Annotated in this window: 13 protein-coding genes; 2 read left to right on the top strand and 11 right to left on the bottom strand. The window is 35.0% G+C overall.

The window, feature by feature from the left end; all coding sequences use genetic code 11:
• Window positions 1–16 precede the first annotated feature (16 nt).
• A complete protein-coding gene (locus HM990_RS18205) occupies window positions 17–574 on the bottom strand; it encodes a hypothetical protein (protein ID WP_178991149.1) in 558 nt (185 codons plus the stop codon).
• Between the two features lie 289 nt (window positions 575–863).
• Here HM990_RS18205 and HM990_RS18200 point away from each other — a divergent pair, with 289 nt between their 5' ends.
• On the top strand, window positions 864–1,736 hold the full coding sequence (locus HM990_RS18200; protein ID WP_178991147.1) for an AraC family transcriptional regulator: 873 nt from the start codon (window positions 864–866) through the stop codon (window positions 1,734–1,736).
• Window positions 1,737–1,752: 16 nt separating this feature from the next.
• A complete protein-coding gene (locus tag HM990_RS18195) occupies window positions 1,753–1,926 on the top strand; it encodes a hypothetical protein (protein WP_178991145.1) in 174 nt (57 codons plus the stop codon).
• A gap of 1 nt (window position 1,927) precedes the next feature.
• Here the strand turns inward: HM990_RS18195 and HM990_RS18190 are convergent, their stop codons facing one another.
• The 10 genes from HM990_RS18190 to HM990_RS18145 form a co-directional block, all read right to left on the bottom strand.
• Window positions 1,928–2,587, bottom strand: coding sequence for an HD domain-containing protein (locus HM990_RS18190; protein WP_178991143.1), 660 nt, complete (start codon window positions 2,585–2,587; stop codon window positions 1,928–1,930).
• A 9-nt stretch (window positions 2,588–2,596) separates the two neighbouring features.
• Entirely contained in the window at window positions 2,597–3,577 is a 981-nt protein-coding gene (locus HM990_RS18185) for an acyl-ACP desaturase (RefSeq protein WP_178991141.1), read from the bottom strand.
• Window positions 3,578–3,597: 20 nt separating this feature from the next.
• The gene (locus tag HM990_RS18180) at window positions 3,598–4,335 is read right to left on the bottom strand and encodes a lysophospholipid acyltransferase family protein (protein ID WP_178991139.1); all 738 of its coding nucleotides are present in this window, start codon (window positions 4,333–4,335) and stop codon (window positions 3,598–3,600) included.
• Window positions 4,336–4,494: 159 nt separating this feature from the next.
• The gene (locus tag HM990_RS18175; RefSeq protein ID WP_178991137.1) at window positions 4,495–4,905 is read right to left on the bottom strand and encodes a BrxA/BrxB family bacilliredoxin; all 411 of its coding nucleotides are present in this window, start codon (window positions 4,903–4,905) and stop codon (window positions 4,495–4,497) included.
• Between the two features lie 150 nt (window positions 4,906–5,055).
• Window positions 5,056–5,463 carry a hypothetical protein gene (locus HM990_RS18170; RefSeq protein WP_178991135.1) on the bottom strand — a complete coding sequence of 136 codons (408 nt, stop codon included), beginning with the start codon at window positions 5,461–5,463 and terminating at the stop codon, window positions 5,056–5,058.
• A gap of 217 nt (window positions 5,464–5,680) precedes the next feature.
• Window positions 5,681–6,820 (bottom strand): cytochrome-c peroxidase, encoded by a 1,140-nt coding sequence (locus tag HM990_RS18165; RefSeq protein WP_178991133.1) that lies wholly within the window; start codon window positions 6,818–6,820, stop codon window positions 5,681–5,683.
• A gap of 3 nt (window positions 6,821–6,823) precedes the next feature.
• Window positions 6,824–8,305 (bottom strand): hypothetical protein, encoded by a 1,482-nt coding sequence (locus HM990_RS18160; RefSeq protein ID WP_178991132.1) that lies wholly within the window; start codon window positions 8,303–8,305, stop codon window positions 6,824–6,826.
• Window positions 8,292–9,740 carry a RagB/SusD family nutrient uptake outer membrane protein gene (locus HM990_RS18155; protein WP_178991130.1) on the bottom strand — a complete coding sequence of 483 codons (1,449 nt, stop codon included), beginning with the start codon at window positions 9,738–9,740 and terminating at the stop codon, window positions 8,292–8,294. The genes HM990_RS18160 and HM990_RS18155 overlap by 14 nt, the downstream gene beginning before the upstream one ends.
• Before the next feature lie 2 nt (window positions 9,741–9,742).
• Window positions 9,743–12,769 (bottom strand): SusC/RagA family TonB-linked outer membrane protein, encoded by a 3,027-nt coding sequence (locus tag HM990_RS18150; RefSeq protein WP_178991128.1) that lies wholly within the window; start codon window positions 12,767–12,769, stop codon window positions 9,743–9,745.
• A 51-nt stretch (window positions 12,770–12,820) separates the two neighbouring features.
• Window positions 12,821–14,245, bottom strand: a complete 1,425-nt coding sequence (locus HM990_RS18145) for a T9SS type A sorting domain-containing protein (protein WP_178991126.1) — start codon at window positions 14,243–14,245, stop codon at window positions 12,821–12,823.
• Window positions 14,246–14,402: the final 157 nt, after the last annotated feature.

The following is a 14,402-nucleotide window of genomic DNA, read 5'->3' as shown; positions in this document are numbered from 1 at the left end:
TCTATTTCTCTTTCATTTATAGATAAAAGTTTTTAATAAATACGCGACCGTCAGATTTAACAATGGCAGTATAGTCTCCTTTAATGTCCTCATCCAGTCTGAATACGCGGTTTATAACCTCGCTGCCGTTAACTGTTTCTGAGTATATCAATTCGTTTTCAAAATAGAGCTCAATTTGCATTTCTGGATCAGTTAAGGCTAATTTTGAAATGATAACTCTGCTATCTTCAACCCTAAATACAGGCTTAAAAACCGTTTCGCTTTTGTGAATTATAAAATTAACGCTATTATTTTTCACTTCTACCGTACTCACTTCAATTTCAAAATCCTTATCAATTTCAATCCTATATATGCCATCTTTTAATTGTGAAAAATCGTATAGATTTTTAATGTTCCCATCAAAATTTATAGAGCCTCTAAAAATAATTGCTCCAGCAGCATTAGTGACAGAAATTGAGTTTCCTTTTTTTACATTCTTAAAAGTCGGTAGAACTTCTAATTTTGCATTTGCGAAGCTTGTGTATGTTCCTAACATCACAGCTAATATTAAAATGTTTTTAAATAATCTTTTCATAATGTTTCATTTTTTAGATTAAACCGACAATAAAAATTGGTCTTTAAATTTGATTTGGTTTAATTAATATAATGACCTCAATTTTTAATAATCAGTTTAAATGATTCAACACTTCAAAGGTATTGTGACTTTAGCTTTATAAAAACATCGATTTTGGCGCATTTATATACATATTTAACCATATGACTGTTAAAATTATCATAATGGGTTAATATGGTATATATTATTGATAATTGTACATAGGTTTTTATTCTAAATACAATTAACTTTGCATTTATTAAACTTATTAATGAAAGCAAGAAAACCTACTTTAGAAAAAATTAGCCCACAATTTGGTAGCTCCATAAAAGTTAATAAGCACGAAGCTTATATTGGCGAGAATAAACCGTTTTGGCATTTCCACCCAGAAATAGAATTGGTATATGTTAATAAAGGTCAAGGAAAACGTCATATTGGCAATCATTTATCTTACTTTAATAATAGCCAGTTATTGCTTATTGGGCCCAACCTGCCTCATAATGGCTTTACAGATCGACTTACCATTAATGGAAGCGAGACCTTAGTACAATTTAAACCCGAATTTTTAGGAAATCATTTTTTTGATATTCCAGAAATGGGAAAAATCAACCAATTATTCGAACGTTCTAAAAAGGGGATTCTTTTTGGTGTAAAAACAAAGAAAAAATTAGGTCCCAAAATCGAAAAGTTAAACGAAAAGGAAGGTTTCAAAAAAATATTGATTTTACTAGAAGTGTTACATGGTTTGGCAAAAGCTGAAGACTATACCTTATTGAATGCTGATGGTTTTGCCTTTGAAACCGAACCACAAGATAGTGCGAAGATCGATATTGTTTTTAAACATGTGAACCAAAATTTTAAAGAACATATTAGTTTAGATGAAATTGCAGACAAGGTCAGTATGACAGTTCCAGCATTTTGTCGTTATTTCAAAAAAGTAACAGGAAAAACATTTACAAAGCTGGTTAACGAATATCGTGTGGTACATGCTACTAAATTACTCTCTGAAAGTCAAATGAGCATTGCGGATGTAAGTTTTGAGTGTGGCTTTAATAATTTTTCGCACTTTAATAAATTGTTTAAGGAATTTACAGGCAAAAGTGCTTCTAAATATAGAGGAGAGCTGAAAATGATGGTTCAATAATTAAATTTTGATACTGATGGAAGATAAAATAGAAATCACAATTGCCTATTACACTAAAAAAGGTCAAGAGATATTGAACACCGTAAATTCTCGAAATGATCTAACTGCAGATGAACTGATTCATTATGGAGAGGAAATGGCGATCATTGAGTATAAATTGACTGCTCTTGAAGTGGCCAATGAAAACTAGACTATTTTTCCCCTTCCCATTCAGCATAGAACTGTTTTAAAAAACCTTCCATATATTTATGCCTATCTGAGGCGATTCGCCTCCCTGTTTTGGTATTCATTTGGTCTTTAAGAAGCAATAATTTTTCGTAGAAATGATTAATCGTTGGTGCGTTGGATGTTTTGTATTCAGACTTTGTCATGTTGAGGTTAGGCTTAATTTCAGGATTATAGAGTGGTCTATCCTTGAAACCTCCATAATTAAAACAACGTGCAATGCCAATGGCTCCAATGGCATCCAAGCGATCTGCATCTTGAACGACTTCCATTTCCTTTGAAGTAAATGAGGTGTCTAAATCGAACGAGTTTTTAAAGGACATATATTCGATAATCTGAGTAACGTGTTCAATTATTTTACTGTCAACATCGTTATTTAGAAGAAATGTTTGTGCTTTTTTGGGCCCAATGGTTTCATCTCCATCATGAAATTTTGAATCCGCTATATCGTGTAAAAGTGCTGCCAATGAGACTACTAATACATCTACAGGTTCGGTTTTCGCAATGAGAAGTGCATTTTTATAAACACGCTCGGTATGAAACCAATCATGTCCACCTTCTGCATCAATTAATTCTTGTTTTACAAAAGTAATTGTAGATATGATAAGTTTACTTTTATGACGCATAAGACTATGTTAGGCAGGATCCACCCATTTAAATTGGAAGGAATTTTCTGGTATTTTCATACGCTCAGATAAACGGTACATTCTTGGTGGTAATGTCATTAAATAGTCTCTTGCTTTTTCAGCTTCTTCATTTAAACCCGTCATATTGCCTATATCCCAACGGTCAATCAACTTTTGCAGAATATCTACATAATCGTTTGAGGTATAAACACCAATCCGTTGTGCAGTATTCGAAAACTCTTCGAACGCAGCGCCAATGCTCTCGCCAGATTCTCTTAGGAAATGTGCTGGCATGGCAATTTTTCGTTTCATCATATCGTGAAAAGCCATCATCATTTGGTTGGGATCTACGGCAAAGATACGCTCAACAAACTCGGAATAGGCATGATGATGACGCATTTCGTCTCCAGAAATGATTCTACACATTTTAGCCAATCGTTTATTGCCTTTTTCTTTGGCGATTTTAGCTACGCGATTATGCGACACATACGTTGCCAGCTCTTGAAAGCTTGTGTAAACAAAGTTTTTATAAGGATCTCTGCCAGTACCAATATCAAAGCCATCGTTAATAAGGTATTGTGTGGTTTTTTCAATTTCACGCATATTTACACGGCCAGATAAGTATAAGTATTTATTCAATACATCACCATGTCTGTTTTCTTCGCCTGTCCAATGTCTTAGCCAAGTGGACCAACCATTGCGTTCTACTTGGTCTACACCTTCTACGTCCATGAGCCATGATTCATAACTTGGTAGTGCTTCTTCGGTAATCATGTCTCCAACTAACACCACCCAAAAATCATACGACATTTCTTTACTTAACTCCCTAATTTCTCTGACTTCTTCATAAAATGACTCTTTTGTGGAATCTGGTAAGAAATCAGTAGGTTGCCAGATTTGTTCAACAGGAATTAAATATTTTTCAATAAGGGATTGTACATCCTTTTCCAGATGCTGCATCACTTCCAATCTTACATTTTTCAACGACATATTTGATGGTTATTTAAGGGTTATTTCTCAATGCCTTCAACAATAGTTTGTTCTACTTGCTGAATTAATTCGGACTTATCTGTAAAGTTAATAATTTCTAAGGGCTTATGTACAGTAAATTTCATATGATTTCCAATTCCCATTGGGAATTTTCCGTACCTCAACATTTTCCAAGAGTTATTGACTGTTATCGGAACCATGAGAGCTGATGGTACTTTTTTGATTAACATTTCCAGACCTTTGGTTTTAAAAGGTTTTGGTGCTCCGTCTTTACTACGTGTGCCTTCGGGAAAAATTACTGCTGCTCTTTTTGTTTTTTCAATATAGTCGCCAAACTTCATCATGGCAACCATTGATTGTCTTGGGTTCTTCCGATCTATTAGAACCGATCCACCATGACGTAAATTATAGGACACGCTTGGGATGCCTTTTCCCAACTCTTTTTTAGACACAAATTTGACATGATGTTTGCGCAAGTACCACATAATTGGTGATATGTCATACATACTTTGATGGTTGGAGACTATAATTAAAGGTTTGTCAGTTGGTAAGTTGTAAGGATTATTAAAAGAAATCCTTGTTCCCAAAACATTAAGACAGCGCATTATAAAGAACTGAAGCCAATCTACGGTAACCTTAAGTGCCTTGTAACCAAAGAGATTGTTCGCCAACCACTGTAGAGGATGAAAAATAACCAAGGTCGAAAGAAAGCAAACCGCATATAGAGCAGTTAATGGATATGCTAATAGTTTTCTCATTTAGCAAATTTAAATCAATGGATTCTATGCACAAAAAAACCACGATTTTTTTCGTGGTTTTTTTACTTCCGTCTTCCGACTTAAAAGGTTTTTAATACCAATCTGCCTAAGTTTCCTTTTTCTTCTGGAAAGAATGCTAGGAAGAAGGGCTTTTTTTAACTAGCAATGCTCATTATAAGCATCCATAAGGTTTTCTGAGATTAACTCTGCAGGTCTGCCTTCAATGTGGTGACGCTCTAGCATATGCACTAATTCCCCATCTTTAAATAATGCCATACAAGGCGAACTTGGAGGAAATGGAATCATATATTCTCGTGCCTTATTTGTAGCCTCTTTATCTACACCTGCAAAAACGGTTACTAGATGGTCTGGTCGTTTTGCATTTTGTAAACTGGTTCTAGCGCCTGGTCTGGCGTTGGCAGCTGCACAACCACAAACCGAATTAACAACCACAAGTGTGGTGCCTTCTTTTGCAATCGCCTTATCTACAGCTTCTGATGTATGTAATTCTTCAAAACCGACGTTGGTTAAATCCTCACGCATTGGTTTTACTAATTCTGCTGGGTACATATTCTAATATTTTAATTAATCTTAAATTTCTTCCGATAACTATCGGAATGCAAAGATAAGGAAAATAAGTCGGCAGTCTTTAGTCTTCAGTAAGCAGTTTGAATCGTGGTATTTTTGTTTTCAATAACTAAAACACGTAAAAAAAGGAAGTTACCTGCTAAAAGTAAGTAAAAACCCATCTGCTGCAACGCCTTCGTCTAATACTAATTGGGTATTGGTTAAAACGCTTATGTCATAGCTAAATGAATTTACAACCACTTTAGCATCTTCACCTGTAGTTGTGAGGATCTGATAATCATAAGTTCCTGAAGAAAAACCATCATATATAACATCAGCGTTATTGGTGTTGGTAATCGTTAACTCTAAATTGTCTTGGTTAAAGTTCCATTTTATTGTACCATTTTCAAAATCGTCATCCACACCTGCGAAACCTCCATAGACATTCACTAATGACCAAGTGCCACTGATTGTTGGTGCTGTGTTTTGTGGTGCATCGTCATCAGAGTTGCAACTGAATAAAATCAATACTGAAACTAGAATATAAAATGGCGCTTTCATATGTTGAGTAATTGGATTTTACTTATAAGATGTAATTATATGCAAAAGGTTGCACTCAAAACGTAACGAATTTCGTTTTAAACCCGCTACCAACAAATGAACTTGTCTTTATAAAATTAAAAATAGAATATGAGTTTTGCAAAATGGATTAACGGTGCATTAGGTTGGTCTTTTAGATACTAACAGCGGATCGGTGATGAGATATATGGCCAAATTACTATTCAGGCATGAGGTTAAGGTTCACACGCTGGGTATTTGTTGAAAGCGTTTCCATAAATGCAATAAGCGCATTGATTTCATCTTTAGTTAAATCCAATCTTTTTAACATTGGTGAGGTCGTAGGTATTAAAGAATCACGACCAATACCTAAATATTTCTTTTGAATTGGAGCCGGATTTCCAAGGTTATAAAATTCAACGACATCTAATAAGGAAGGAAAATGACCGTGATGCATCCAAGGGCCTGTTTTCGAAACTTCCCTTAATGTTGGTGTTTTAAACTTGCCCAAATCTTCCTTGTTTTTAGTGTGGTAATAACGTCCAAAATCTTCATCTTTTGTTCCGAAAAGTGCTTGCCCATCATTATGAAATTGATTATCGCTAAAATACGGCGTGTTATGGCAATTGATACAACGTGCTTTGGTTCTAAATAGATGCATTCCTAAGACTTCTTGATCTGTAAAAGCATCTTTTTTGCCTTTTATAAAACGATCGAATTTACTTGTTCTACTCACTAAGGAACGCTCAAAAGTTGCAATTGATTTTAGAATACGGTCTAGGTTTATTTCGGTATCGCCAAAAGCATCTTCAAATAATGGCAAGTAACCTTCAACAGCTGCAATTCTCTCCACCGCAACGTTGTTTTCTGTATTCATCTCTTTTGGGTCTGAAATGGGAAATGAGGCTTGATGCTCCAAACTCTCAGCACGTCCATCCCAAAAAAGCGTGTGGGCAAAAGCCACATTTTTAATCGTCATGGAATTGCGCTTATTGTTTTGCCGGTCATGTCCAAGAGATCTTGTAATGTTGTCTGTCCAGGCTAACTCCGGGTTATGACAACTCGCACAGGCAATTTGTCCCGTTTCAGACAATCTTGCATCAAAGAATAGCATCTTTCCCAAAAGCTTCTTTTCTGCAGAATATGGATTGTCCTTTGGATGTTCAACCTCTCCTAATAGGCCAATATCCTTAAATGTAGTTTTATCAATTAAAGAGTCTAGATGAGGTTCCGGCCATTTGCTGGCATCGGGTTGCGAGTAAATATCGCGCAAGTAACTGACATTTTCTAATTGATTATTTTCGTTTTTACAGCTCAGAAAAAAGAAGGCTAAACAAATGGATAAAATAATATGTTTCATATTTTAAAGGTCTATTGGTATATTACAACCATCAGTTAAAGGAGCTGGTTCTGTGTATGAGTTATTACTATATATTCTATAGATATCCGTTCGAGTACCACCAAAAAGCTCATTATTTGTAGCATTGAATTCTAGTAGTATTTCGAAGAGTCCAGGTGAAATTTCACTATACGTTCCGTTGCCACTGATAGAAATAATATGTTGCGTGCCTGTATTACTACTGATTAAAAGGTCTTGCTCAATAACTTGTATAAAACCACCTGTTGTACTAGTACCATTTGTAGGATAGAACTCTAAAGCTTCAGGAATATTAAATCCCGGTGAATTGGCTTGGTTCGAAGATTCATTGTCAAACCAACGTCTTAAATCAAACGAATTTGTTGTTCCAGTAGTATTTGGTGAATTAAAGCCTATTCTAAAGGCATGATGGTAAACATCGTCTGCAGTATCTGGTGTTCCCATATCATCAAATAGAACGGCATTGGGATTTGTAGACTCTACGATAACGGGATAGGTAAAGGCAAAATAAGCCTGCCAAGAACAAACACCATCTTCATTAGAATCGAACCAATGTTCGCCATAGGTTCTATGAAACTGATCACTTAAATTAATAAATTGATTAGCCGTATAGACACTGTTATCTCTAATAGTCACAATTGGCTTTTTTATGGTGTAATTTGTACTTCCGTTTACGGTATAGCCCATTAGGTCATTCAATTGAAAAACTGTTCTAAATTCTAATTCGTCAAGTTGAATATCCTCTACTACAGTTAACGTATAGTCCACTTGGCTCGAATTTGTAAATGAGGGCTCACTTAGAGTATAGCCGAAATTACTCGATGTCTCACTAATCAAATCTGTAGCATTTATTTCCGAAGGTAAATATCCATCAGGAAACTCAACACTAAAATTTACAGTTTCGCCAGCACTACCAATAATCTCTTTTTGGTTAGGCGACGGAAAACGATAGGTGAAATTCAAAGCATCAAAATCTATAGTTAAGACGTCATTTTGTGCATCATTATTGGGCATACCAATAGTAATATTTGGATCGCTAGCACTTAATAATGTAAATTTCAATTCAGGATTATTAGCTATATCCCAGCGTTCCGTAAAGTTTACAAATATGGTATCCACCAGTTTCGTTGGTGTAAATGTTACGTTATTTTGAGGTTGAATAGTCACTCCACTTAATCCAGAAATTAAAGCCTCATAATTTACCGTGACGTTGCCAGATAATTCTGCAGAGGTTAACGCTACCGGAATTTTTAAGGTTTTGATATTGTCTTTTGTATATTCTGAAACAGGCTGCAAGCCTCCATTAACTTGAGGATATTGTAATACATCATTATTACTATTAACCAACATAAAGAAACGCACAAACTCTCCATTGGTATTTGAGTATGTTTTGTTCACATCATCATTAGAACAGGTCCAAATAAAACTTAACGTAATTAGTATGGTTATAATTTTAATAGCCTTCATTTTGTTCTATATTTTGATTTAATGAGATACTAAAAAATGGAATAGGTTGAATTAAAAAGTCTGAAGGATAAGCCAGATTACAAACAGTCGCTATGCAATCTTCATTTCTAATCACATCCTTTTTGTAGCGTATAATATCAAACAATAAATGATTTTCAAAGGCTAATTCGCGTCGTCTTTCTAAGAAGATTTCTTCAAGAATATTATTTGTAGTATCCAAAGTATTATTGTTGGCACGAGTTCTTAAAATGTTTAAATCGGCAAGAGCCAGGTCGAGATTATTTAAGCGTGCGTTCGCTTCCGCTCTTATTAAGTATAATTCGGAAAGTCTAATAAATGTTGTACCCGCTTGATTTTGAAATTTTTTAGTAAAATAATAGGGTTTAGGACTTATTACGCCATTCTCATTGGTGTTCAAATCTTGTACAATAAACATCTCTCCTCTAATGTCGTCTTCAGAATATAAAGCTAAAAGGTCACCAGATGCTGAGTGTTTGGCGACATTAGATGTTTGAACTATGCTATAATACTGAGTGATACTAGAACTTACAATAGTTCCGTCTCCATCTAGAGGCGCTGTGAATTCCATCACAATTTCATTAATGGGTAATACCTCCTGTTCCCACTGGGAAACATAGTCTTCAGTAGCAGTTAATGTAATGCCTGATGTATTGATAACATCGTTTGAAAAATCCCTGGCGATTTCCCAATCATTCATTTGTAGAGCAATCCTTGCATATAATGCTTTTGTAGTTTGCATATTAAAATAAGAATACGACGGACCAGATAAAAGTTGTAAATCCGTGTATAAGTCTAACGCACTATTTAAATCGTCATTGATAAGATTATAGGTTTCAGCCATAGTATTGCGTGCTGGAAAATCTTCTCCTATGGCAATGGTCGATGTATTATAAACAACACCGAGGTGAGAAGCATCCGAAGTAAAGTTATAGTTCTGGGCAAACATTAAAGACACTTGGTAGTGCGCCATAGCTCTTACACTTAGTAATTCAGCTTCAAGTTGTTGTAATTCTTCAGATGTAAAAAAGCTAAAGGTATTTAGACGCTCAAGTAATATGTTGGTTTGATTGATAATCTCGTAAGAAAGCAAATAAGAATCTAAGAATTCTAGTTCTGTTTCCGTTGATCTAAAATTATAAGCTTCAGACATTTGGTTAAATTCCATTACAATGCCATTTGTAGAATTTGGTGTATAAGCTATATTCCCACCCAAGGCATCTGCGTATAAAATATAGTTAGAGGACATTAAGCTTTCGATATCTCTATAAATACCATTATAAGCTTGTAAAACTCCCTCTTTTGTGGACAACTGCTCATTTAGTGAGACTTGTAAATCTGGCTCAACATCTAAAAAATCATTACAAGACCAAAAACCTAATGAGATAAACAAAATATATATAAATCGATTTTTCATAATTAAAAAGAGGCATTTACACCTAACGAAATAGTTCGCATTTGTGGATATACATTTCTATACTCAGCAATCCCATTTTTATTAGCTGCACTTTTATCCTTATACCATAGTTTTACGTTGGCCGCATTAACAAAAATGGATAAGGCCTTAAATGGGTTCTTTTTCGAATTGACTGGAATATCATAACTTAAATTGATAGATCTTAGGTTAATATGCGTTTCATCAAACAGGTATTTTGAAGAATTTGAAATAATACGGTTGTTGTCTGATATTAATGGTAGAGAGGCATTATCGCCTTGCTGTTGCCAAGCATCATCAAAAACATTTACACTAACGTTTCTATTAGATAAAATACGATAGTTATCTATAAGATTACGATCTATCAAAGCATCTTGGCCATAAGCAAATGCCATGATAACATTTAGATTAACACCCTTGTAACTAAAGCTGTTGCGTAAACCACCAAAAAAATCGGGTTGGGAATCGCCTATAGGTTGCCAATCACTAGAATCAAAATTTGCTGCTACATAGCTCGCATCATAAATATTTCCGTCAACATTAAAAAGCGCTCTGCCTGTTGCAGGATCAATACCTATAAAATCAAAACCCCAAATTGTAGAGGTTGAAAAGCCAACACGCTGTGCTCTTGCTCGTTCTGCCGCCGAGGTGTTAGAACCCAATCCAACTAGGCTAGTCACTTCATTTTCAATTTTTGAAATGTTAAAATTAGTATTCCATTTAAAGTCTCCCGAATTTAACCAATTGGCTTGAATAGAAAATTCAATACCTTGATTGTACATTTCGGCACCATTGATTTGAACATTATTAAAGCCAGACTCAGGAATAGCATTTCTTGATACAATGAGATCTTTAATATCATCTCTAAACACTTCTAATGTAAGTTTAAACATCTTAAAAGCATTGACGTCAATACCCAAATTAAATTTGTTATTACGTTCCCAGCCTAAGTTCGGATTTGGTGCACTTGAAGGATTGGCATAATCATTTCCATTGTAACCATCAAAATCGTCTAAATCATCATCAACGGTATAAAGCCCCAAAGCACGATAGGAGCCTATTCTAGAGTTTCCTGTTGAACCATAACTAGCGCGTAATCTTAAAAATTCGATAGGATTTTTAGAGCTCTTTGAAAAGAAGCCTTCGTTACTTATTACCCAACTTGCGCCAAGACCTCCATTAATCGCAGTATTATTATCAGACCCAAACGCAGAGCTTTGATCTACTCTAAAATTTACTAAGAAAAAATATTTCTTCTTAAAATCATAATTGAGCTGTGTAAAAATTGAACGCCCAGTATTTTCAGAGCTATCGCTTTGATAATCTTGAGATTCTGCCGTACTAATGGGTTGAGGTGTGTCTAAAATGGCAAACCCTCTGCCTCTAGCATAAGACAAATCAACCATTTCTTGCCTAGTTTCAATACCTAAAAGGGCATCGAAATAGTGTTTGGATTTGGACTTTGTATTGTAAAATAAGTTTGCACTCCAGTTCCATCGTTTTGTATTTCGCTCTCTTAGTATACGTCTGCCTAGTGTACCATCATTAAATTGACCAGAGCCATTTAGGCCAGAGAATAAATTATCTTCTTCTTTTTCGGAATAATCAAGACCAAAAAGGGTTGTGAACTTTAAGTTATCAAGAATTTGATAGTTAAGTGATAAGCTATTCAGAATTCCAAAAGTCTGAGATTCTTTTTTGTTTTGGTTAGCAACAGCGACAGGATTCCCATAGGTTTCGAAAGGTGTATAGTTTCCATCAGCATCATAAACAGAAATTGTTGGTGCTACAGCAAAGGCATAAAGCGTGTTAGGGTCGTTTTTTTCTGTTATGGATGGCGAGAAACGTAAACTTACAGAAATTTTTTCTCTTTTATAATCTAAGGCTAAGGTTGTATTCAATTTGGTATAACTGTTGTTGACTTGCGCTTCATTATTTTTTTGATAAGTACCATTCGCGCGATAACTCCAATTTTTGGTCCCACCAGAAGCACCCATAGTGTATCGATTAAAAGTACCTGCTTTATTAAGTAATGAAAACCAATCTGTATCTATACCATTCCATGGCATAACAGCGTTAAGATTTCCACTATTAGTATTATAGAGGTTAAAAACGGTTTGATACTGTTCGCCACTAAGGAACTTAAACTGGTTAACAGGTGAGCTAATACCAGATTGTAATTGTGCGTTAAAACGCAATTTTCCTTTACGCCCAGATTTTGTCGTAATGATAATGACACCATTTGCAGCATCTGCTCCATATAAACCTACAGCAGCAGCATCTTTAAGTACATCAAAACTCTCAATGTCTTGTACGCCAATTTTTGCTAAGGGATTTAGAATATTTTCTGAAATATTCCCAGTACCAGCATCAAAAAAATTACTTCCATCAATACCAACTTCTTCTGCTAGAATAATACCATCGACAATAATTAAAGGTTGTGTTGAGGTGCCCACAACATTCGCTCCAAGAGGTGTTAATGACCCTTGGCCTCGAATATTGATTTTAGTTTCCTCACCGAGTCTATTGTTCGTTTCAATATATACACCAGCTAATTGCCCTTCTAATAGTTCATCAAAAGTAATAACGGGTTGCTCGGCAACAATATCTTTTGTTTTTACCCTCGCAATACTTCCAACTACCTCCTGTTTCAATTTCTTTGTCCCATAGGAAGATGTAATAACCACTTCATCTAAAGCCTCAGAATCTTCGGTTAGTAAAATTTCGAAAAACGATTTATTACCTACCAAAATCCTCTGTGTTTCAAATCCCAAATAAGAGACGACTAACACGATGGATTCTATCGCAGTATTAGCTTGTATTGTATAAGCAAACTTACCTTCTAGATCTGTACTCGCACCTTTGGATGTTCCTTCAATGATTACAGTAGCGCCTGGTAAGGTCTGACCAGTAGTTTGATCTTTTACGATACCAGAAATGTCTCTTCTATTTTGGGACAAACCACAAAAAAAAGTGAGGCTAAAAACTATTATTAACGTGATTTTAGTCATATAAAAAACCCATCGTTATACATCTATAACGATGGTTTATAGTTTTAATAATTAATCAACAATAATTTTCTTTGTAATTTTGGAATTGTTCGCATTTAACTGTAGTAAATACATGCCAGATGGAAGTTGATAATTAATAGTATTATTAATTAATTCACCTTTTAAAATAGTACGTCCGTTGATGTCTGATATTAGGTAATCTACGGAATCTGTAAAATTACCTTCCACCGTAATTGAGTTTACAGAAGGATTTGGATAGATTTTTAAATCGCTGAATGTCACTCTATCAATACTTAGTGTTGTCGGATCCAATCGATATAATTCATTTCCAGTAATTTCATCATCCGCTTCAAAATATAAAAATCCATTCAAAACAGTGATTTCGTCAATATCAATAATAGTGTCGTCTAATCTCACAGAAGTAGTACCATCAGTTCTAAATAGATATTGGCTAGTGTTATCTGAAATTTCTCCTGCATAATATAAAAAATCACCTAATGGCGCAAAATCAGAAGGGTCGTGATTGTTTCCACCTGTCTCAATACTGCCAGTGATATTGCTGATGTTAGTTACAGTATCTAAAACGGGATCATACGACCATAATTGATCATTAGAGCCATCGTCTCCTTCAAAAAACAGTTTATCATTCCAAGCGTAAAGATTATTGACACCTCCAATTCCTGCTATATCAGCTGCAACTACGGCAATTGTGCCTGCATCGGTTCCGTCAGTTTTCCATAATACACCTAAGGCTTCAAAATAGAGATCCGTTCCTAAAATAGTAAAATTACTAATACCAGAATTCCCATCGTCACCTGTAATATCCTTAATTAATGTAAAACCATCTGTCGCAGGATCGTAAGCATATAGTTCTCTTCCAATAGTTGGTTCGTCTGTAGTTTCACCCATATAACAGAAAATTTTACTTTGATAACCAATCATTACTGCTCCGACAAGGCTTTCAGGTCCAGAGCCTCCAACTAAAGTCGCAGTAGTGCCATTAAATTCATTAAGGCTATTACCTGTTGTAGTGTCAACAAAATAAACTAAACCATCTAAAGGTGTAGGATTGAAAACAAATCCATCACCTGTTGCGGTTGTACCAGCAGTAGTGCCGTCCGAAGAGAATAAAACATTACCACCTCCAGAATTTGCTGAGAAATACATTGTGTCATTGTATTCAAAAAAGTTTCCAGGACTAGAACTATCATCTCCAGTTCTTAAATCAATCACAAGCGAAGTTCCTGCAGTAGTGCCATCAGTGGTCCAAAGTTCTCTGCCTAAATCAGCACTTCCAGGCGAATTAACTCCACTGCTGTCATCGGCACCAAAAAAAAGAGCACCGTTAAAAACAAATAAATTGTTAGGTGAACTATTACCTTCACCGTCGTTTATATCTAAAACTTGTTCTATTTGCGCAAAACCTGCAAGACTAATAAGAGTTGTAAATAGTAAAAAATTGTAATTTTTTTTCATAAAAAATGTTTTTAGGAGTTAATTTATCGCGGAAAAGTTCGAAAAAGACTTGGTTAGAGAGTAAATGTACTCAATTTTAAATTTACCTACTAATGCATTGAGTTAAAACGGAGGTTATATATTGCCAATTCATATTTACAAATTTAATTATTTTATC

Source organism: Winogradskyella schleiferi (genome assembly GCF_013394655.1).
Lineage (GTDB): Bacteria > Bacteroidota > Bacteroidia > Flavobacteriales > Flavobacteriaceae > Winogradskyella > Winogradskyella schleiferi.
This window is presented reverse-complemented; position numbering and strand designations above follow the sequence as displayed.